Source organism: Vreelandella sp. 162(4c), from assembly GCF_058152265.1.
The window spans coordinates 2,071,413-2,089,652 of record NZ_CM176981.1 but is presented as its reverse complement, the minus strand read 5'-3'; the positions used below and the strand labels follow the sequence as shown (position 1 = coordinate 2,089,652).

General features: G+C 54.1%; 20 protein-coding genes, 1 tRNA gene and 2 pseudogenes. 8 read left to right on the top strand and 15 right to left on the bottom strand.

What is annotated here, in order from left to right; genetic code table 11:
- Positions 1-160 precede the first annotated feature (160 nt).
- Positions 161-655 carry a tetratricopeptide repeat protein gene (locus AC4EYZ_RS09460; RefSeq protein ID WP_009288545.1) on the top strand — a complete coding sequence of 165 codons (495 nt, stop codon included), beginning with the start codon at positions 161-163 and terminating at the stop codon, positions 653-655.
- 34 nt (positions 656-689) lie between these two features.
- Positions 690-1,202 carry a hypothetical protein gene (locus AC4EYZ_RS09455; RefSeq protein ID WP_027957659.1) on the top strand — a complete coding sequence of 171 codons (513 nt, stop codon included), beginning with the start codon at positions 690-692 and terminating at the stop codon, positions 1,200-1,202.
- Positions 1,203-1,222: 20 nt separating this feature from the next.
- Here AC4EYZ_RS09455 and AC4EYZ_RS09450 read toward each other — a convergent pair whose 3' ends face one another.
- From AC4EYZ_RS09450 to AC4EYZ_RS09425, 6 genes are all read right to left on the bottom strand, one after another.
- Complete coding sequence (locus AC4EYZ_RS09450) at positions 1,223-1,765, bottom strand: LOG family protein (RefSeq protein ID WP_009288546.1); 543 nt, start codon at positions 1,763-1,765, stop codon at positions 1,223-1,225.
- 91 nt (positions 1,766-1,856) lie between these two features.
- Positions 1,857-2,378 carry a DUF501 domain-containing protein gene (locus tag AC4EYZ_RS09445; protein WP_009288547.1) on the bottom strand — a complete coding sequence of 174 codons (522 nt, stop codon included), beginning with the start codon at positions 2,376-2,378 and terminating at the stop codon, positions 1,857-1,859.
- A 12-nt stretch (positions 2,379-2,390) separates the two neighbouring features.
- Entirely contained in the window at positions 2,391-2,693 is a 303-nt protein-coding gene (locus AC4EYZ_RS09440) for a hypothetical protein (RefSeq protein WP_007111787.1), read from the bottom strand.
- A 41-nt stretch (positions 2,694-2,734) separates the two neighbouring features.
- Positions 2,735-3,142: an acyl-CoA thioesterase gene (locus AC4EYZ_RS09435; RefSeq protein ID WP_022520368.1), complete on the bottom strand. Its 408-nt coding sequence runs from the start codon at positions 3,140-3,142 to the stop codon at positions 2,735-2,737.
- 85 nt (positions 3,143-3,227) lie between these two features.
- Positions 3,228-4,034 carry a hypothetical protein gene (locus AC4EYZ_RS09430; RefSeq protein ID WP_490204235.1) on the bottom strand — a complete coding sequence of 269 codons (807 nt, stop codon included), beginning with the start codon at positions 4,032-4,034 and terminating at the stop codon, positions 3,228-3,230.
- A 52-nt stretch (positions 4,035-4,086) separates the two neighbouring features.
- On the bottom strand, positions 4,087-4,518 hold the full coding sequence (locus AC4EYZ_RS09425) for a hypothetical protein (protein ID WP_022520367.1): 432 nt from the start codon (positions 4,516-4,518) through the stop codon (positions 4,087-4,089).
- Positions 4,519-4,555: 37 nt separating this feature from the next.
- Here AC4EYZ_RS09425 and AC4EYZ_RS09420 point away from each other — a divergent pair, with 37 nt between their 5' ends.
- A complete protein-coding gene (locus AC4EYZ_RS09420) occupies positions 4,556-5,722 on the top strand; it encodes a MalY/PatB family protein (RefSeq protein ID WP_457547844.1) in 1,167 nt (388 codons plus the stop codon).
- A 16-nt stretch (positions 5,723-5,738) separates the two neighbouring features.
- Here AC4EYZ_RS09420 and AC4EYZ_RS09415 read toward each other — a convergent pair whose 3' ends face one another.
- Both AC4EYZ_RS09415 and AC4EYZ_RS09410 read right to left on the bottom strand, forming a co-directional pair.
- Positions 5,739-6,683 carry a co-chaperone YbbN gene (locus AC4EYZ_RS09415; protein ID WP_027957665.1) on the bottom strand — a complete coding sequence of 315 codons (945 nt, stop codon included), beginning with the start codon at positions 6,681-6,683 and terminating at the stop codon, positions 5,739-5,741.
- Positions 6,684-6,890: 207 nt separating this feature from the next.
- Positions 6,891-7,949 carry an SDR family oxidoreductase gene (locus AC4EYZ_RS09410; protein ID WP_490204234.1) on the bottom strand — a complete coding sequence of 353 codons (1,059 nt, stop codon included), beginning with the start codon at positions 7,947-7,949 and terminating at the stop codon, positions 6,891-6,893.
- 140 nt (positions 7,950-8,089) lie between these two features.
- Here AC4EYZ_RS09410 and AC4EYZ_RS09405 point away from each other — a divergent pair, with 140 nt between their 5' ends.
- The 3 genes from AC4EYZ_RS09405 to AC4EYZ_RS09395 all read left to right on the top strand — a co-directional run bounded on the left by AC4EYZ_RS09405 (position 8,090) and on the right by AC4EYZ_RS09395 (position 10,505).
- Positions 8,090-9,028 (top strand): LysR family transcriptional regulator, encoded by a 939-nt coding sequence (locus AC4EYZ_RS09405; RefSeq protein ID WP_141440076.1) that lies wholly within the window; start codon positions 8,090-8,092, stop codon positions 9,026-9,028.
- Positions 9,029-9,861: 833 nt separating this feature from the next.
- On the top strand, positions 9,862-10,185 hold the full coding sequence (locus AC4EYZ_RS09400) for a type II toxin-antitoxin system RelE/ParE family toxin (RefSeq protein WP_035565904.1): 324 nt from the start codon (positions 9,862-9,864) through the stop codon (positions 10,183-10,185).
- 26 nt (positions 10,186-10,211) lie between these two features.
- The gene (locus AC4EYZ_RS09395; RefSeq protein WP_317507503.1) at positions 10,212-10,505 is read left to right on the top strand and encodes a helix-turn-helix domain-containing protein; all 294 of its coding nucleotides are present in this window, start codon (positions 10,212-10,214) and stop codon (positions 10,503-10,505) included.
- A gap of 96 nt (positions 10,506-10,601) precedes the next feature.
- Here the strand turns inward: AC4EYZ_RS09395 and AC4EYZ_RS09390 are convergent, their stop codons facing one another.
- The 6 genes and pseudogenes from AC4EYZ_RS09390 to AC4EYZ_RS09365 all read right to left on the bottom strand — a co-directional run bounded on the left by AC4EYZ_RS09390 (position 10,602) and on the right by AC4EYZ_RS09365 (position 16,549).
- Positions 10,602-12,569: a TOTE conflict system archaeo-eukaryotic primase domain-containing protein gene (locus tag AC4EYZ_RS09390; protein WP_474192938.1), complete on the bottom strand. Its 1,968-nt coding sequence runs from the start codon at positions 12,567-12,569 to the stop codon at positions 10,602-10,604.
- Positions 12,562-13,456: pseudogene (locus AC4EYZ_RS09385) on the bottom strand (IS30 family transposase). The gene AC4EYZ_RS09390 and the pseudogene AC4EYZ_RS09385 overlap by 8 nt, the downstream one beginning before the upstream one ends.
- A 380-nt stretch (positions 13,457-13,836) precedes the next feature.
- A pseudogene (locus tag AC4EYZ_RS09380) lies at positions 13,837-14,013 on the bottom strand (BPSL0761 family protein); the annotation flags it as partial.
- 125 nt (positions 14,014-14,138) lie between these two features.
- Entirely contained in the window at positions 14,139-15,092 is a 954-nt protein-coding gene (locus AC4EYZ_RS09375; protein WP_474193054.1) for a TraI domain-containing protein, read from the bottom strand.
- A complete protein-coding gene (locus AC4EYZ_RS09370; protein ID WP_474193053.1) occupies positions 15,079-16,317 on the bottom strand; it encodes a tyrosine-type recombinase/integrase in 1,239 nt (412 codons plus the stop codon). The genes AC4EYZ_RS09375 and AC4EYZ_RS09370 overlap by 14 nt, the downstream gene beginning before the upstream one ends.
- Positions 16,310-16,549, bottom strand: a complete 240-nt coding sequence (locus AC4EYZ_RS09365; RefSeq protein ID WP_027957726.1) for a hypothetical protein — start codon at positions 16,547-16,549, stop codon at positions 16,310-16,312. The genes AC4EYZ_RS09370 and AC4EYZ_RS09365 overlap by 8 nt, the downstream gene beginning before the upstream one ends.
- A 97-nt stretch (positions 16,550-16,646) precedes the next feature.
- On the opposite strand from AC4EYZ_RS09365, the gene AC4EYZ_RS09360 reads away from it, so the two are divergent.
- A complete protein-coding gene (locus AC4EYZ_RS09360; protein WP_490204233.1) occupies positions 16,647-16,925 on the top strand; it encodes a helix-turn-helix domain-containing protein in 279 nt (92 codons plus the stop codon).
- Positions 16,926-17,088: 163 nt separating this feature from the next.
- Here the strand turns inward: AC4EYZ_RS09360 and AC4EYZ_RS09355 are convergent.
- A tRNA-Met gene (locus AC4EYZ_RS09355) sits at positions 17,089-17,165 on the bottom strand.
- Between the two features lie 271 nt (positions 17,166-17,436).
- Between AC4EYZ_RS09355 and phbB the strand changes: the two genes are divergently transcribed.
- Complete coding sequence (gene phbB, locus AC4EYZ_RS09350) at positions 17,437-18,183, top strand: acetoacetyl-CoA reductase (protein WP_009288260.1); 747 nt, start codon at positions 17,437-17,439, stop codon at positions 18,181-18,183.
- The last annotated feature ends 57 nt before the right edge of the window (positions 18,184-18,240 follow it).

Below are 18,240 nucleotides of genomic sequence, written 5' to 3'. Positions count from 1 at the left end.
TCATTGCAAGCAGCAAATTAATGGGGTTGAGTCGTCGCAAAGGCAGGCGTATGCTTGCCAGCCCATCGACCGGCTAAAGGCCGGTTTCTCGTGTGGTTGGCAGCTATTTTTGTGACTGCTAGCCCAAGGTTCCAACAGACGACAGGCAGGGTGGTTTGCCATGCTGCAGGCATCAACGTTGTTTACTCGGCTAGAATTTCGCCTAGCTGAACGGCTGTTTCATAATCACTGGCTGTTGCCGCGTTCACCGCGCACCCAGCGTTTAACGATGCGCTTGTTTAAGCGCTGTGCGGAAGCGGGTCACCCAGACGCGCTCTCCGTATACGGCCATATGCTGTTTCATCGCAGTCAGACGCCCCAGGACAAAGCGCGCGGAGCGCGGTACGTTCTGGAAGCTGCGCATGCCGGGGATGTAAAGTCACAGTACCAGGTGGCACAAATCCACGAACATGGCTGTGCCCAGTACCCGCGCCGTGAAGATTACGCGGTGACCTGGTACGCACGCGCCGCCCAGTCTGGGCACTATCTCGCCGCAGAGCGGCTTGCTCGCGCTTATCGCCTGGGTGAATTAGGCTTGGCGGTAGATGGTGAGCGTGCGGCTTACTGGCAGCGACAGGCGGATCAGCTGGCACTAAATAGCGTGGCCGCCGCATGAAGCGTTACCGCGTTTTGATTGAGTGAGGAAGGTTGTGTCCGAGACGCTACCCACAGTGCTAGATATTGAAGCGTCCGGATTTGGGCGCGGCAGCTACCCCATTGAAGTAGGCATCGCCCGTGCCGATGGAAGCTGCTGTGCTTTTCTCATTCAACCGCTGGAAGAGTGGACGCACTGGGATCCCAAGGCTGAACTGCTGCATGGCATCTCCCGTGATCGCCTTATTCAGGAGGGCTACCCGGTACGCCAGGTCGCCCACTGGCTGAACGATGAACTACGCGAGCTGGGTAAGGCGTACAGCGATAGTTGGGGGTACGACAATACCTGGCTGTCGCTGCTCTTCCATCATGCGGGTATGCTGCCGCGTTTTCGCCTTGAGGCGCTAAGAATTCTGCTTAGCGAAGAGCAGCAGGCAGTGTGGAGCGACACCAAAGAAGCGCTGATCGCCGAACAGGGTATTCACCGCCACCGGGCAGGTGAAGATGCCCGTTTACTGCAGCTTACCTATCAGCATACCCGCAAGCTCACCGAGCACCCGGGACGTTAGTAACTCTTCCCTCACCAGTTTTATAGCTGGGCCTCCAGCGCCTCGAGCAACTCATTGGGGGACGGTGCATCGAGCAGCATCTCGCGGGTGGGAGACGCCAAAAAGCCATGACTAACCGTGCTGTCTAAAAAGGTCAGTAGCGGCGAATAGAACTCGTCGATGTTCAGCAACCCCATCGGTTTTTCATGCAGGCCTAGATAGCCCCACGTCCATATTTCAAACAGCTCTTCCAAGGTGCCAATCCCGCCGGGTAAGGCAATAAAAGCATCGGCGTTGGCCGCCATGGTGGCTTTGCGTTCGTGCATGTTGCGCACCCGAATCAGCTCGCTCAAGCCAAAGTGGGCCTGTTCGCGCTCCACCAGGTGGTCGGGCATCACACCAATGACTTCACCACCGGCCTCAAGTGCTGCGTTAGCCAGCTCGCCCATCAGGCCAACGCGTGCCCCACCATAAACCAACGTGTGGCCGCGTTCAGCGAGGGTGCGCCCCAGTTGATTGGTGGCCTGGCGGAAGGCAGGGCTGTTACCTTCACGGGAGCCAAGATAAACGCAAATTCGAGCCATTCGTCTATTTCCTGTCGTTAAAAAATGAACGTGACTAAAACCGTAGCCAAAAAGAAAACGAGATTACTACGAGGCTTAGGTTAAAAGGGGCTTAGGGTAAACAGCGGTCTACCTGATGATGCTCATCCATCCACTGCCCAATCACATTATCACCGCACAGGTGGTGGGCGTACTGGGTGTGCAGGCAGCGTATCTGATGCCAGTTGCTAATGCCGCCAATGCCGCGTTCGGTCATCACGTTGGTGTAACCCAGCTTAGCGACTTCTTCACGCTGAGCATTACTCATATAGTCCCAGCGAGCGGTCACATAGTCGCGATGGCTCTGTTGGTAAGCCTCAAGAAATTCAGGCTCTTCCTGTAGGCGTTGTTCGAGCGCTTTGATAACCCCAACGGCTTCGATGCGGGAAATCTCAACTTTCAGAACATCGGAACAGAGCCAATACAGGGTGGGGAAGGGTTTGCCATCGACAATAGGCGCCATACGCAGTACTAGCGGTGTACCTTCACCGTCGGTGGCGGCTACCGCTTCGATACCACGCGGTGCGCGGCCAAGCTGCTGGGCAATAATGGCGAGCTGACGTTCGTCAGGCGCTTGGTTGGTGCGTATCACCATTGGGTTGGTCTCTCACGAACGGTCGTCTTGAACAAATTTAGTCGAGCGGCCAACGGCACGGAAAAAGCAGCGATTGAGCTGTTCAGGCGACGCGACATAGCACCACGTCCGCTCACAGTATTCAGCGGCTCGTGCCATTAGCACGTCATAAAGGCGATTGAAGGGGGCATCATAATCGTAGGGATCGGCACCAAACAAGCGGATATGCGGATAGTCGGCAAAGCGCTCAATAAAATAGCGCTCAAGGTCTGCCTCCACGGCGCGATGCTGGGCGACGTTGTCAGGGTCTATCCAGAGGTTGTAGCGGATTGCCATTATAAGGCTCCTGTTGCCCCGGTAGTGCAGGGCAGCGTCGATCAGGCGGGCTCAGGCGCGTCTTGAAGGTGCGACATTAGCGCCTCGCGCAGGTCACCCTCAATAGGCATGGCGCACTTGGCCTGGTGGTCATACTGCACCATAACCGCATGGCCCAGGTTAGTGAGCTTGCCGTGCTGCCGCGCCTCTTGGGTGACTGTAAACGAGCTATTGCCTAATCGCGTTAAGTAAGTACGTATTTCGATATCGTGACCGTAAAACAGTTCAGCCCGGTAGTCGACTTCCATGCGCGCCATAATCAAGCGCCACTGCTTGGGGTTTAAATCAGGGGTAAAGAGTTTGAACAAGTCATTTCGGGCAAGCTCAAACCACGCTGGCAGGCGGGTGTTGTTAATGTGCCCTAAGGCGTCAGTATCGTAAAAGGCGGGCTCAATGGTTCGGGTAAACATGGCTTGTCCTTGTTATTAAAAAAAAGGTTATTAGTAGGGGTAATCGCAACGGCAACGTTTAGGATTAGCCCAAGCAAGCGCTTGGTCAAGCGGTGCGGCGTTGATACCACGCAATGAGTTGCATCCACCCCAACAGCCATAGCGTGGCAGCAGCGAAGCCGACCAATGTGCCCCATAGCAACCCTAGTGTGCTGTAAGTATAGGAAACACATAGCGTGTAACTCAGTAGCGAGCCAAGTCCCATCGGGTAGTGCTTGATCACCGTCGCCACCGGCGCTGCCCCATGGTTCAGGTGTAGGATCAGCAAAAAAGGCAGCATCGTGACGGGAAAGGCGGCCAACGTTCCCGCCCAGGCGGGCGGCAGCCAGTGGGCCAGGCTGGTAATGGTAAATATGATCACCGTGGCAAGTGCCGCCCGCGCGGCAAGCGCCGGTAACGAAAACGTTCTGCTGGCGGGTATCCTGACATCAGTAATGCTGCGAAATAAGCCGCTGAACAGAGCAATGGCGCATAGCGTCACCAGCGTGCCGCTCAAACGCGTGAAGTTAAACTGAGCGAGCAGCGTGCTAATGGCGAGCCAGGCAACCAAGCCGCCCGCCACGCCGCCAATGACACCTTTAACGCCCGGCTGTCGTCCTGCCATCCAATAACCGGCCCCTAGCGCCATTGTGGCCGTAAAGCCCGCCAGGGTATGCACCGCACTTTGGGTCGCAAACTGAGGGGAAATTTCCAAGCCGATAAAAAATAGCGCCAAGGCCGTGCCTAACGGATAGCCCGCCAGCAGGCCCGCCATGCGCGGGCTAGCACGCACAGCAATCGCGCCTAGCCCCAGCACCATGCTGATCGAGAGCCCTAATTTCGCTAGCTGCCAAGTGAGAGGGACTTCAATCATGCGGCGTCATCCTTGCTGTTTTTGTTTGGGTGCTGTCAGCGCGCGCTTTTAATTAAACCAAGCGCAGGCCTTGCTGGTCGCGCCATGCGGCCTCAAGGGCATCTTTTAGGGGCGCTTTCAAGTGCGCGGGGAGCGCCTCCTGCGCCGCTTGGAGTGAATCAAACGAACGGTTGCGCAGCCAGCAGTAAGCCCAGGCGCAGGCTTCGGCGTCGCTATCGGGGGTCGGGCGAGCGGGCATTTGATTGAGCAGAAAGACCGCAGTGCGCGGCGCCCATAGCGGCATTTCACCTAGCTCATCCTGGCTCCACTGCTCCAGGGTGGCGCCGCTGGGCGTGGCGTCGGGTGTACCTAATTTAGCTACCCGTGCTGTTTCAGCCAAAATGAGCGCTAGCTGATCCGTATTCGCTTGCCCAAGCGAGCGCCATTGCCGCAACAGCGCCGATAGCCCCGCCCGCATCTTGGTATAAAAGTCATCTTGCGGCATGCTTGGCACAACCCCTATTGAATGAGTGAGATTTTTCATGGCCTACGATTTTGCCACGCCTGTGGAGCGACGCCACCCTGAAGGTGGCTGGGCATCGCAAAAATGGCACCGCTACGGCGACGACGTACTGCCCCTTTGGGTCGCCGATATGGATTTTCGCTCCCCGCCTGAGGTGATTGATGCACTGCAGGCGCGCGTGGCCCACGGTGTATATGGCTATGGCGAAGTGCCTGCTACGTTAACAGAAACCCTGTGCCAGTGGAGCGCCCACCACTACGACTGGCCCATTCAGCCGGAGTGGCAGCAGTGGCTGCCGGGCGTCGTGCCAGCTTTGCACCTGGCCGCGTTAACGCTGACCGAGCTAGGCGACGGTGTATTGACGGTAGCGCCGATCTACCCGCCATTTTTAGAGGTTGCAAAGCGCACCGGGCGACTACCCCAGCAGGCGATGCTGGCAGCGCCTTCAGCACCCAATGAGCCTTGGCAGCTCGATATTGATGCCTTGGAGGCCGCTATTACGCCACGTACGCGCTTGCTGCTGTGGTGCCAGCCCCACAACCCTACGGGGCGAGTGTGGCGCCATGAGGAGCTTGCAGCGCTGGCTGAGCTAGTGGAGCGCCACGACCTTTGGGTGGTCTCCGATGAGCTGCACTGCGACCTGTTATTGGACGAAGGCGCCCAGCACCGCCCGTTAGCCGCGGCATTTCCTGAATTAGCGAAGCGCACCATTACGCTATGGGCACCGTCGAAAACCTTTAACCTAGCGGGCTTAACCAGCGCCTGCGCGGTGATTCCCGACCCCGCACTGCGTGAGCGCTTTGCGGCGGCTACCAAGGGGTTACTTCCCGATGGCAACGTGCTCGGCTTGGTCGCGGCGGAAGCAGCGTATCGACATGGCGAGCCGTGGCGCCAGGAGCTGTTAAGCGTGTTACGTGAGCATCGTGGGACGCTGCAGGCACGCGTAGCGGCTTGGCCGGGCGTGCGCTGGAGTGCGCCGGAGTCGACCTATCTGGCTTGGCTGGATATGCGCGAGGCAGGGTTAGGTGAGGCGCCCTACAAGACGTTGCTGAAAGAGGCGGGAGTAGCGCTTTCGGACGGGGCGGCCTTTGGCTGCCCCGGCTTTGTGCGGCTTAACTTTGGTACCACCGCTTCCCAGCTGGAAGCGGCGCTGTCTCGTATGGATTCCCTGCTGAAGCAGGATTGAGAGCCTTCAGAAGACCTTAGTACAGCATCGCAAAGAGCTTACGGCGGTAAGCAACGGTCAGCGGGTGGTCGGCGCCCAGGGCGTCGAATACCTGCAGCAGCGTTTTACGCGCGGCGTCATCATTATAGGCGCGATCCTGCTTCATCAGTGCCAGCAGCGCCTCCAGCCCTTCATCATAATGACCGTCGGCCACTTGGCGCAGGGCGCGCTGGTACTGCGCTTCGCTATCGGTACGATCGCCCAGGGCCGCAATCTCTTCGGCTGAGAGTGCCTGCTCGCTAAACTCGATGCTGGCGCGTACGCCACGCGCAGGTGCCGCGTCGCGCTCTTCCGGGGGCAGGTTATCGAGTACTTCACGGGCCTCACTGCCGCGCCCTTCGGCCACCAATACCCGTGCGAAGGCTACTTGGTAGGCATAGTGCTCTGGGTACTGGCCCATTAGGGTTTGATAAATCTCGCGGGCAGCGGCGGTGTCACCGGCTTTAAGCGCTTCTTCCGCCTGCTCTTCAGGGGTAGGCGGCGCTTCGCCGGGGGCTGGGAAGTAGCGATTGAGCCACTCGCGCACTTCTTTCTCCGGCAGAGCGCCCTGGAATCCATCCACCAAGCCGCCCTGGCTAATCAGCTTCACATCGGGCACAGAACGCACGCCCAGTTGGCCGCCGATTTCGGGGTTTGCTTCAATATCGAGCTTGCCGAGCAGGAAAGCGCCCGCGTACTCAACCACCAGCTTCTCCAGCACCGCGAGCAGGGTGCTGCTGCTTGCGTTGGACGGCGAGTAGCAGCCCATTAGCACCGGCACCTGCATGGACGCTTCAAGCACCTGCTGAATATTGCCAGCATTGAGCTCGATAATGACATCTTCAGGGCGCACCGCCGCTTGTTCAGCGTTAGGCGCGGTAGCGTCAGCACTTCCGGTATCCGCCGTAAGCGGCTTACCTGAGCGGGGATCGATAATTTGCATGGGTAGACTCGGCATCAAAAAATGAACAATAGTTCCCCATGATATGCAGGCATTTGCCGGTGGATTCAAGGAAGAGGAGGGAAATAAAACTCACTGCTAGTGGGTATCAAGCTACGTGAACCTGATAAAGCAGAAACAGGGCGCGGTTAGGCGCCCTGGATGAGCTACTATTTTTGGCATTGTTTCTGAAATTGCTTCTGAAATTACTTAAGGAATGATGCGCTCCGCGCGTAGGCGAGCGAACAGATCGAAAAACGCCGCGCGTGTTTCACGGAAGTGATCAAAGCCGAAATCTCGCGACTTGGTGACATCGTTGACGCACTCAAGCTCGCGCCCCAGGTCGGCATCGGTGTGCCACCAGGAGGCTAACTTGCTGACATCGGCTTCGACTAGCTCGTTCTTTTCGACAATCTCGGCCCAGGTAGGCGCAATGTCGGCCATCTGGGTTTCGAGCGGTTGTGGCGTTTCCGGGCAGTCGGCTACTTCAAGCTCGAAGAATTCGCCAATTTCATGCCACAGTCGACGCCAGCGGAACACATCGCCATTGACCGTATTAAAGGCCTCATTGTGGGCACCGGGCGTGGTCGCCACCCACTCCATCTGCCGCGCCAACACCAGCGAATCGGTTAGATCGGTCAAGGCGTTCCACTGCACCTGCGAGCCAGGGAATGTGAACGGCTTGCCCGTTGCTTTGCAGATAGAGGCGTAAACCGCCAGCGTCACGCCCATGTTCATGGCGTTACCGCGGGCATAGCCGATGACCGTGTGCGGACGGTGCACGTTCCAGCTAAAGCCGTCCCGATCCGCCTTCGCGAACATGATGTCTTCGAGGGTGTAGTAAAAGTTCTCGCCAGGTACGCGGGGCGCTGATTCACGAAACGGCGTCTCGGTTTTACCGCTACCGTAGTTCTCGAAGGCACCCAGGTACTGCTTGGTGCCGGTCACCAGCGAGACATGCGCTAAGCTTGCGCCCTGCAGAGCGTCGAGCAAGTTGTGCATCATTGCGCCGTTGGCCTCGACGTTAGCCTTTTCATTTTCGCGCCGCACCCAAGTGCAATAAAACACGTGGGTGATGGGTAGCCCCGCCAGTGCTTCCGCCGTAGCCTCGCGATCTAACAGATCGGCAGCGACGGGAATTACCCCTGCTTGATCAGAGGGGCGACGAGATAATCCATAGACACTCCACCCGCTAGCGGTGAGGTAGCTGGCTAAGTTGCCACCAGTGATGCCGGTCGCGCCGACGACTAATGCGGTGCCTTTGCGCATCGTTAACTCCTTTTGTAGACAAAATTTTCGGAACGGGCAGTGGAAATGTGCTTTGTGTCCGATGAAAAGCAGTCTGGTCGCCAAGGATCATTGCTACAATTGGAAAAATCGCAAATCTTTATTGCGCTAGGAGCAACTCGATGGATCTCAATGCGCTACGCATCTTTGAGCGCGTCGCCGCGACAGGAAGTTTTACCGCCACCGCACGCCACTTTCATCGCGCCGTGTCGTCGGTTTCGCGTCAGATTGCCTCTTTAGAGGAGGCGCTTGGTCAGCAACTGTTCTATCGCCACACCCGTGCCGTGACGCTGACCGAGGCAGGTTTGCGCTACTATCAGGAAGTTCGCGAGATACTTGAACGACTCGACCTGGCGACGGAAGCGCTAACGGCCCCCAATACAGCGCCTAGCGGCGTGCTGCGCCTCAATGCTCCCGTGGCTTTCGGCCAGCGCCAAATCGTGCCGATTCTGCATCACTTTCAACGCCGCTACCCGGCGATCAAATCCGAACTGATGTTAACCGATCAACTGACCGACCCGGTGCGCGAGGGCATCGATATTACCTTTCGTGTCGGCGAATTGGCCGATTCAACGCTGGTGGCACGCCGCCTAGCGTCAATGAACTACGTTGTGGTTGCTGCCCCCACCTATATACAGCGCTGCGGTAGGCCCAATACCCCAGATGACCTTGAACACCACGACTGCCTGCTCTACCAAGGTGAAATGGGTCGTCAGCGCTGGTACTTCCATCATGCCGAGCAGCCGCAAGCCTTTGCTTACAAAGTCGACGGCAGCCTGTATAGCAACGATGCCGAGAGCCTGGTGCGTGCCGCGCTAATGGGGCAGGGACTGGTGATGTTTCCCACCTGGCTGATCGCTGATGAGCTGGCCTCGGGCAAACTGCTGCCTCTGCTCGAAGCGTGGCGATGTGAAGTCGTGCCAGGCAGGCGCGATATCCACGTGCTCTACGCCCAGCGTCGGCTGCACACCCGCAAGGTAAGCGCTTTTTTGGATCATCTGTTTGAGATGGTTGGATCTACACCAGAATGGGATCGCTGGCGTGAGCAGCTGGCGGTGTAAGGGTTCAGGCACAAAAAAGCCGCTGCCTTTCGATAACGGCTTTCTCTGTTGTATTGGATAGCGAGATTCGCTGGCTTTGGCTTTAGAATAAAAGCGAACCGATGGCCTTCAGGGGGGATGAGACGCTGAACCCGAGAGCTTTTCTGACTACTCTCACCGAACTCTAGGCAATAAAAAAAGGCAGACCAGTAAGTAACTGATCTGCCTTTAAAAATATTGGTAGCGGGGACCGGATTTGAACCGATGACGGTTATGAGCCGGATTGATTTGATTTCCTTAGCACTGCTTTATTTGTTGTTATTTGTCTAAATAGCCTGCTATATAAGTGTTTTCGTCGGTTTTTGAAATGCTGTCTAGGTAATTTAAGGTCAATCTCGCACGCTAAAGAGTGTCACAAAATAAAATGTAAAATTTACAGCATAAATGACCGTTAGGCTGCTGCTGAGGTCGGCAGCGGGTTAGCCGGACTCTGAAACCGGCGAGGCTGGCATCATAGGTTTTGTCAGAACGGATTGTTTGGTATGCCAGTTCCCGTGAGATGGCGCTGGGCGGATGTTCCAATTGTCGGGCGATGGTTCGGATTTAGTAGTGAACCCGCATCTGCATGATGGCGGCTCGGTCTTTAGTAGAGAGGTCGCAATAGCAGTGAGTCGTGGCAAAACCATACCGGAGGGTCAGATATTGCATTGGGTCATTGAGATCGCCAACCCAGGTGCGAATAGTCAACGGCATCTTATTGGTGATACGGCTACAGTGGAAGCAGCTTGAAGCATTCGATTGATGAGTTTATTATATCTGAACTGATATAAACTTATGGCAGTCAAGGAGCCAGCGTGGCGCGCAAGAAACCTGTTGCATTCGTTGGAGACTCGAAGGATCGGCTGCGCGACTTCTCTCTGGACGCCAAGCGAGAAGCGGGGTTTCAGATAGACAAGATTCAGGCTGGAGGCCAGCCGGACGATTTCCGCCCAATGCCAAGCGTTGGCCCTGGTGTCATGGAAATCCGCATTCGGGAACACAACGGCGCCTTTCGGGTCTTCTACGTGGCCAACCGGGGCGATGCGGTATTTGTGCTCCACTGCTTCCAGAAGAAAACCCAGCAGACCGCCAAAAAAGACATCGACTTGGGCAAGCAGCGATACAAGGAGCTGCCCTGAGCCCAACCACCAAGCGAGGTTAGAAAATGGCCATCGAGTATTACGACAGTGTGTGGGACGCCATCGAGGACACTCCTGAAGAGGCGCTGAACATGCGGCTGCGCTCCGAGCTCATGGCGAGGATTGCTGGCCGTGTAAGGGAGTGGGATATTACTCAGAAAGAGGCTGCACATCGTCTGGGAATCACCCAACCCCGCCTCAACGACTTGCTGAACGGCCGTATTAATAAGTTCAGTCTCGATGCTTTGGTCAACCTGACGGGGCCAGCTAACTTCCATCTCGAACTGGAGATTGAAGACGAGAAGGAAGTAGCCGCCTGAGAGTGACCAGATAAACTGGGTTCAGCTAGACAAGTGAAGAAATTCTTGGCCTCAGTTCACTTGATGAGCTTTTAACGACTGACTGCCTCTCAAAGGCTAAAACAATCTGGTTTGCCCGGAAGCGATAAACTTATACCCCATAGCCTTATAGCCTTTCTCACGCTTTCGGAACATTCGCTCAAGCATAGGCAGGCCAGTATCCAAGTAATCATAGACAGTGACTTCTAGTTTTTCTTCGGTATCTCGATGGAGTCTGCCTGCATACTGTGACAGCGTTCCTTTCCATGCGATGGGCAGAGCTAAAAACAAGGTGTCCAGTCGAGGCAAGTCAAAGCCTTCTCCAATGTATTTCCCGGTTGCAACGATGACTTGAACCCTATGCAACTCTTTTTCTGCCGACTGGCGCTCTTTGACGCGCATTCCACCACGTAAGATAACTGACGATATGGATTCAGCATCCAGCATTGTCGCCAAGGTCTCGGCATGTTCTCGTCGTTCCGTCAGCACAAGGCAATTTGCTTGGTTGTGCGCACAGCTTGCAACATCCTGAACAATGGCCTCATTTCGGGCGCTGCTCTGGGCAAGCCAATGGTAAACCGATGCGATATGGGGCCGCTCACTAGGCTGGCAGATGTGGGTGGGTGGCGTTTCGTGATGCTCTCGAACAATGACGCGTTGGATAAATCGGTTACTGTGTTGCGCCTGGGCTTTGTGACGAATGGGCCCTGCAACCATCAACATGATTTTTTGGTGGCCATCCTGACGATCAGGCGTTGCTGTCAAACCAATGACGTATCGAGCGCTGACCTCATTAAGCAACATCTCGTAACGTGGCGCTGAGATATGATGGCATTCATCGATGATGACTTGCCCGTACTCCTTGATCAGCTTCGAGACCGTATTGTCTTTCTTATTGATCAAGCTTTGGTAAGTGGCAACGTCGACCTGCCCAGTAGGTTTCTTTTTACCGCCGCCAATTACACCGATGGGCGCCCCCTCAAGGAAGGTGTCGAGTCGCTCCTTCCATTGATCAAGTAGCTGACGACTGTGCGTGAGGATCAGTGTGTTGACTTGCCGCCTGGTTATCACGCCAATAGCCGTTACGGTTTTACCGAAAGCGGTCGGTGCATGAAGTATTCCGGTATCGTGTTGGACAAGTGCCTGCACCGCCTTATCCTGGTCGCCACGCAGCGTTGCTTTTAGGCTGACTCCAGGTAAAAACTGGCCTGATATTATACGGTCATCAATGTCCACCGTGATTCCCTGTTCCAGCAGCAGATCTTGAAGCTCATCCAAGCAGCCTCTGGGAATAGAAAGATAACCTTGCTCAATATGGGCGCATGATATGTAGCGAGGGATGCCATGCGTCGAGAAACGAAGCGACTGTGTTTTGAAAAATACAGGATTAGCAAAGCTGGCCATTCGCTTTATTCGTGCCGCCAATGTTCCTGGAATGCCTGATAACTTTATATGAATGTGACTGGTCAGGATGAGCGTAAAGCTTTCAGGACATCCAGAAAGCTTCCCGGTATCAACCGGTAACGTTGACTCCCACGGCAACACAGTATCTGCAGTCACACCGGAATTAGCCTCCTTGCCGATCAGCTCTTCAAGCTGAGCTGATGAAAGTGTCTGTTGCTGACTGAGCAGTGCCCATTGATCCGGGTATGGCGTAAAGTTGTCGTCGACGAAGACGGTGCATCCGCGACTTCGCGCCTCGTGTTGAAGCGGCAGGGCAATCAGATTGCCAAATCCACCATCAGGCATGGTGTCTTGGTTAGGAAATAGCCGGTCATAGGAGTCGAAGGATAAGCCTGGATGAAGCTCCATGGCCTTATCCAACAATTTGAATCCCAACCTCCTCGCTGACGAAGCTTGAACAGCTTCTGAAAAGAAAACCCATAGATGGGCACCCGCACCGGACCGAGAAATCTCCACAAGATAGGGTACGCCTTCACCACGACAGACCTGGGCTAGTGCACGAACATCCGCTTTCCAGTCCCCCTTATCAAAATCCGCCGCCAGCAAGTAACAAGAGCTATCCGGTAGCCTGAATTCAAACATTAAGCGCAGCACCCGCGGTTTTCAGCGCCCCTGAATACTCTCCCAGGAACACTTGTGCCGGTGTCCGATACCCCAAGCGTTTTCTGGGGCGATTATTCATCTTGGCAACGACTTGCCTCAGGGCTGAGTCGCTCACCTTTCGGAAGTCCGTCCCTTTCGGGAAATATTGGCGAATCAGTCCATTGGTGTTTTCATTGGTGCCACGCTGGCATGAGCGGTACGGGTCGCAAAAATAGGTCTTGGCTGAGACGGCCTTGGCAACCTGTCGGTGCTCGGCGAATTTCGAACCGTTATCCAAGGTGATGGTTTGCACTGCACCTCGGCGTGGTTTTAATAACCGGGTCATCGCTTTGGCCGTTCCAGTGGCCGTGATTGTCGGCAGGCGCGCTGCCAAGAGGTATCCGCTGCGTCTCTCGACCAAGGGTCACCGGCCGGGTTCTTTGTGGCCCTTGAGCACCGTATCGCCTTCCCAATGGCCAATATGGCGGCGTTCTTCCACTTCAGCGGGGCTGTTCAATGCCCACCCGGGGTGGGGTCTTGCCCAATCCCGCATGCTTGGCTAACTGGCTCTGATAACTCCGCTGCGATGTAGCCGGAGTCGCCTCCATAATTCGCCGCCGTGTTTCTTGTCGTCCCAAATTAATGCATAAATCCACTGATTTGCTGAGGGCTCCATTCGTCCGTCAATTGACCTACGACACAGCGAATCAGGCTTGGCAGTCGTTTAGTCACTTTCCAAGCACTACGTCGACGCTGATCACTTTTTAATTGGGCCTGTTCAGGCGCATAACCACTGGTCAGACCGTTGCGCTAATGGTGCTGCTGTGGACACCAATGGACTTAACTATCTGTCGCTGGCTGATGCCTGTCTCAAGATAGGCAATAATTTGGTATCATTGGATCTTAGTGAATTGTCGGCATCCCATGCTCTGCTTCACTTTGGTAGGTAAGGCAGAGAGGATACCGGCGCTGGCCCTCCTTCCTTTACCTTGTGATCCAAAGTGCTGCGGTTATTCTATGAATCCAGGGAATAAAGAGGTCAGTATTTTGCAGGTTTTCATAGCATGGGTGATTCACGAAAAAACTCGCCGGGTGTAGCGCCTAGCTGCTCGCGAAAGGCCGTGATGAATGCGGATATATACTGTCATAGCCACAAGATAGTGCGATATCGGTTACCCGCTCGCCACGCTCAAGGCCTGGAAGGGCGTTAAGAAGCCGACAGCGCTGACGCCACCGAAGTCACCCCTTGATTGAGTAGCGCTACACTTTAGAGTCCCTCAATAGCAGAGCTGAAAATAGGCTGGAATATAGTCCCATCAGTAAGGTGCTCCTCCAGTTGGCCAGCGCCAAGCATATCCATCCGTGAAGGGACATGCCTTAATAGCTGCTTTGTTTGCCTGCGGGTGGTTTCTGAAAGACCTGTGTTATGACTAAGCTCGATTAAGAATTCACGGGCTTAAATGACCGAGCGTGTGCGTTCATTTGGCATGGTCATAAAATTTTTCTTTTGCTTTGATAGAACCGCCACACCAAAAGCTGACGGCTCAGGTCGAAAAGTAGAAGACGGCATCAATGAGATGCTGCGGCAGGTAGTTGAGGCTGCCAAAAAAGGTTTTGTCCGAGTCGGCCAAATCCCTTGCTAGTTTGACGGCGAAAAGCCCGCTGTTGGTTATCGGCCATCGCGCTTTGCCCATCCGCGTCACGAATATAGCGGGCCAACGTCATTGCTGCGGGATGGCCGTAACGAGCGCCTGGCGAAGCACATGTCCACAAATGGCGAAGTGTCATCGCAATGTCGGGTTCATGTGCATCCAAGTATGTAAGCCCGTAGGCACAAGCCTCTAGCGTAAACACGTCATGGCTGCACAGCTTCCAGGCGGCATTTGGCTTGCCTTTGGAATCATAAGTATATGTCTTACCAATATCGTGCAATAACCCTCCCACAAAACAGGCTTCCTGCATGAGTCGAGGTATGGTTGGTTCGTTAAGGCGCAGCATAGCCACTGAGTGATTGGCAACTTCCAGCGAATGCTGTAGCAAACCACCTGGATACGCATGGTGATAATTGACGCTGGCGGGTGCATTCAAAAAAGCTTCAAGCCGATCCTTGCGTTCCAGTACCCGCGTCAAAAACGCGCGAAGGCAGTCTGATTGAAGCGACTGTACGGTCGCGACTAGCTTATCGAATACCTCTGGCATCGGGGAGTACACGCGTGGTAAGGATTGCAGGGTATCCATAGAGGTCACTTCATCCCGGGACGCCCTACGGAACTCATCAAGGATGAATTGGCCTGACAAACACTTCACTCCGGAAGCGGTAACAAAGTCCAGATGGCCGATGCGCTCAGGTACCGTTGTTTTGCTCAAATTGAGCATCGCGATTTGATCCCCCACGCAATCGCTCAGCCGCAGCTTTAAGAAAGGCGTTTTCGCGTTATCAAACTCCACCACGCGTCCAGTAAGGCGGTAAGTGCCCGTGAAGTTGCGAGACAGGTGAGTCGGGACTTTATCAAGCCGTTTCATGACGATGCTCCTTCTGGGGCTTAGTGGGCGTGGTGTTGCCTAACAAACGCTCAAAGGCAGAGCCATCCATACGGGTGGCATTGGGGACGTAACGGGAATAGACCTTGAACAGCATCTCGGTTGAACTGTGGCCCAGCATTCGCGCCACCCATTCCGGGTTTTCACCTGAGGCCAGAAAGAGCGTCGCGGCGGTATGGCGTGTTTGATAAGGCCGACGTTTGGTCAGCCCCAGAGACTTCAGCAAGGGATACCACACGCGCTTCGTCACGTTATTGTGATCAAGCGGCTGCCCCAACTGATTGCAGAACACGTATTGGCTCATATTCCCAGTGGCGGCGTACTGCGTTTTTAGCGCTTCATACACTTGACCAAACATGGGGATTTCACGCTGCGAGCCATCGGTCTTGGTGTATTCCGTTTCGCCATTGATCAATGTTTCGCGAACTAAGATTTCACGCTTAGCAAAATCAATGTTTTTCCACTTCAGTCCATCGACTTCACCAGTACGCATGCCGGTAAAGAAGCGCACGGTGTAATAGTTGCAATAGTCTGGGCGGACATTGTCGATGATGCGTTGTACCTCATGAAGCGAAAACGGCTCGATATGCGTCTTCTGTAGCTTTAGCGGCTTGATATTTTTGTACGGTGTCTCAAAATCGAACCGCTCGGCCGCCTCATCGAGCACCATACGCAAAATGGACATATGGCTGTTGATCGTTTTGGACGAAACCAGCCCTGTGGTACCACGGCCCTTGCGTTTGGCTAGTTTGGTGCGGAACGCCAGGATGTCCGCCTTGGTGATATCTCCGATGTGTTTTTTCCCAAACGCTGGCTTAAGTGAGCTATCCAGGATCGAACTCACATTGCGTACGTGGGAAGCACGCCATTGGATTTTGCTCTCGTCGAACCACTGATCAGAAAAAACGTTGAAGAGCGGTGTCTCCACAGCCGGTTGAGTGTTCTCGATCTGTGCAGGTTGAAGAGATTGATTTTTAGCGGCGTTATTTAACCCCAACTTCTGTAAATTTTTACTGCCAGGGAAAAACTCAGCATAGTCGAGATCATCTAGCAAAATTTTTGCTTCTACCTTTGCCAGTAATTGCTCCACCTTTTTTCTGTTAGTAGGCGTGTCTTTCAGTGCAGTTTGCTCACGTAACCGCAGGCCTTGGTAGAAAAAATCCAGATAGAGCTTACCCGTCTCTTTTCGTTGGCGAACCTTACCCATGGCTATAGCCTCCATTTGCCATCGGAATGGAAATAGTGCCATGAGCGGCTTTAAGCATTTCTTTTTCAACGGCTTCCCACAAGAACAAAATTTTCCGTCGGCCAAATGGCTTGATGTAGTGGGTGCCCTCGATAAGGACGCTGTCTTTTAGCTGCTGTCGGATAGTACGACAGTCGTACTTGATGCGCTGGGCAAGCTCTTCGGTCGTGAGATAGGTATAGGATGATTCCATCGAAAACCTCCAAAAGGAGTGGTATTCTGCGTGACTAAAAGGCATTCCAAATATCAGAATGCCATCCTGAATGACATTTTAGACAGCAAAAAACCATTTGCAAGCGTTTTTTGCCATTCAGGATGACAAAAAGCATTTACAGGAGGTTTTGATGGTTCGTTGTCATCTCGCGCGCTTGATGGGTGAGCACAAAATGAAGATCGTGGATGTTGCGCGTGAAACAGGACTTAACCGCAATACTGTTACGCTTCTTTATAAAGAAACTGCTCAGCGAATCGAGCTGGATGCACTGGATAAGCTATGCAGGCTTTTCAATTGTGAGGTGGGTGATTTGCTAGAATTTCAGGAAGAACGTGCTACAAAGGGAAATGATTAGAGGCGGTGGAGTAAGTCGCCTGAAGGTCGTTAGAAGAAATTGCTGAAGAAATAGAGAAAGCTAATGTGGCACATATACGTCACATATGTGTCACAGGATATTAGTATGCTAATAAACACAAAAAAGGCAGGTCAGTAAGTAACTGATCTGCCTTTCAAAATATTGGTAGCGGGGACCGGATTTGAACCGATGACCTTCGGGTTATGAGCCCGACGAGCTACCAGACTGCTCCACCCCGCATCAACGTGTGGCGTATTCTACAGAAGTTTTAGGTGAAGTCAATAGGGTGATTAACACGTTTGGCTTATAGCCGTTGATTATGACCTGCGGCAACATGGGGTAAGTGCAGCTATGCTTTATATAGCCATAACAAAAAGCTTACGTTGGTGCATTGTTCAAGAAAATTATGCACTAGGGTAATACAGGCGCAGTCGCGCTTATTCACAATGGCTTGCGGCGCGATGTGCGTGCTTTGAGATCCAAGCCATTTGTCATTTCAGGGAGGTAGTCAATGGCCAATCAAGCCCCCGTCGCCTGGGTAACTGGTGGAACTGGTGGTATCGGTACGGCAATTTGTCGTTCGTTGGCAGATGCGGGATATCTGGTCGTGGCGGGTTATCGCAACCCCGACAAGGCTAAGACCTGGCTAGAAACGCAGCACGCCGACGGCTATCGCAATATCGAATTGTCGGGTATCGACCTTTCTGACCACAACGCCTGCCTGGAAGGAGCCCGCCAAATCCACGACAAGTATGGCCCTATTAGTGTGTTGGTGAACTGTGCGGGGATCACCCGTGATGGCACCATGAAAAAAATGTCTTACGAGCAGTGGTACGAAGTGCTCGATACCAATCTCAACAGCGTTTTTAACACCTGCCGAAGTGTCATTGAGATGATGCTTGAGAATGGCTATGGTCGAATTATTAATATTTCATCCATCAATGGTCGTAAAGGTCAGTTTGGCCAGGTCAACTACGCGGCGGCGAAAGCCGGTATGCATGGCTTGACCATGTCGCTGGCACAGGAAACAGCGACCAAAGGGATTACCGTCAATACCGTATCGCCTGGCTATATCGCCACCGATATGATCATGAATATTCCAGAAAAAGTGCGCGAAGCAATCCGGGAAACAATCCCGGTGAAGCGCTACGGCACGCCAGAGGAGATTGGTCGACTGGTTACCTTCTTAGCCGATAAGGAGTCAGGATTTATCACCGGTGCGAACATCGATATCAACGGTGGTCAGTTTATGGGCTAGTGATTAGCCCAAGAGGAGAGCGCAAACGGGAGGCTATAAGCCTCCCGTTTTCTTGCT

Coding starts and splice junctions, on each gene's coding strand:
- AC4EYZ_RS09425 (WP_022520367.1), bottom strand. CDS start 4,518: ATGCCGCAAGATGACTTTTATACCAAGATGCGGGCGGGGCTATCGGCG.
- AC4EYZ_RS09430 (WP_490204235.1), bottom strand. CDS start 4,034: ATGATTGAAGTCCCTCTCACTTGGCAGCTAGCGAAATTAGGGCTCTCG.
- AC4EYZ_RS09365 (WP_027957726.1), bottom strand. CDS start 16,549: ATGGAATCATCCTATACCTATCTCACGACCGAAGAGCTTGCCCAGCGC.
- AC4EYZ_RS09410 (WP_490204234.1), bottom strand. CDS start 7,949: ATGCGCAAAGGCACCGCATTAGTCGTCGGCGCGACCGGCATCACTGGT.
- AC4EYZ_RS09445 (WP_009288547.1), bottom strand. CDS start 2,378: ATGGTGATACGCACCAACCAAGCGCCTGACGAACGTCAGCTCGCCATT.
- AC4EYZ_RS09440 (WP_007111787.1), bottom strand. CDS start 2,693: ATGGCAATCCGCTACAACCTCTGGATAGACCCTGACAACGTCGCCCAG.
- AC4EYZ_RS09405 (WP_141440076.1), top strand. CDS start 8,090: ATGGATCTCAATGCGCTACGCATCTTTGAGCGCGTCGCCGCGACAGGA.
- AC4EYZ_RS09420 (WP_457547844.1), top strand. CDS start 4,556: ATGGCCTACGATTTTGCCACGCCTGTGGAGCGACGCCACCCTGAAGGT.
- AC4EYZ_RS09435 (WP_022520368.1), bottom strand. CDS start 3,142: ATGTTTACCCGAACCATTGAGCCCGCCTTTTACGATACTGACGCCTTA.
- AC4EYZ_RS09460 (WP_009288545.1), top strand. CDS start 161: ATGCTGCAGGCATCAACGTTGTTTACTCGGCTAGAATTTCGCCTAGCT.
- AC4EYZ_RS09395 (WP_317507503.1), top strand. CDS start 10,212: ATGGCCATCGAGTATTACGACAGTGTGTGGGACGCCATCGAGGACACT.
- phbB (WP_009288260.1), top strand. CDS start 17,437: ATGGCCAATCAAGCCCCCGTCGCCTGGGTAACTGGTGGAACTGGTGGT.
- AC4EYZ_RS09375 (WP_474193054.1), bottom strand. CDS start 15,092: ATGAAACGGCTTGATAAAGTCCCGACTCACCTGTCTCGCAACTTCACG.
- AC4EYZ_RS09390 (WP_474192938.1), bottom strand. CDS start 12,569: ATGTTTGAATTCAGGCTACCGGATAGCTCTTGTTACTTGCTGGCGGCG.
- AC4EYZ_RS09450 (WP_009288546.1), bottom strand. CDS start 1,765: ATGGCTCGAATTTGCGTTTATCTTGGCTCCCGTGAAGGTAACAGCCCT.
- AC4EYZ_RS09415 (WP_027957665.1), bottom strand. CDS start 6,683: ATGCAAATTATCGATCCCCGCTCAGGTAAGCCGCTTACGGCGGATACC.
- AC4EYZ_RS09370 (WP_474193053.1), bottom strand. CDS start 16,317: ATGGGTAAGGTTCGCCAACGAAAAGAGACGGGTAAGCTCTATCTGGAT.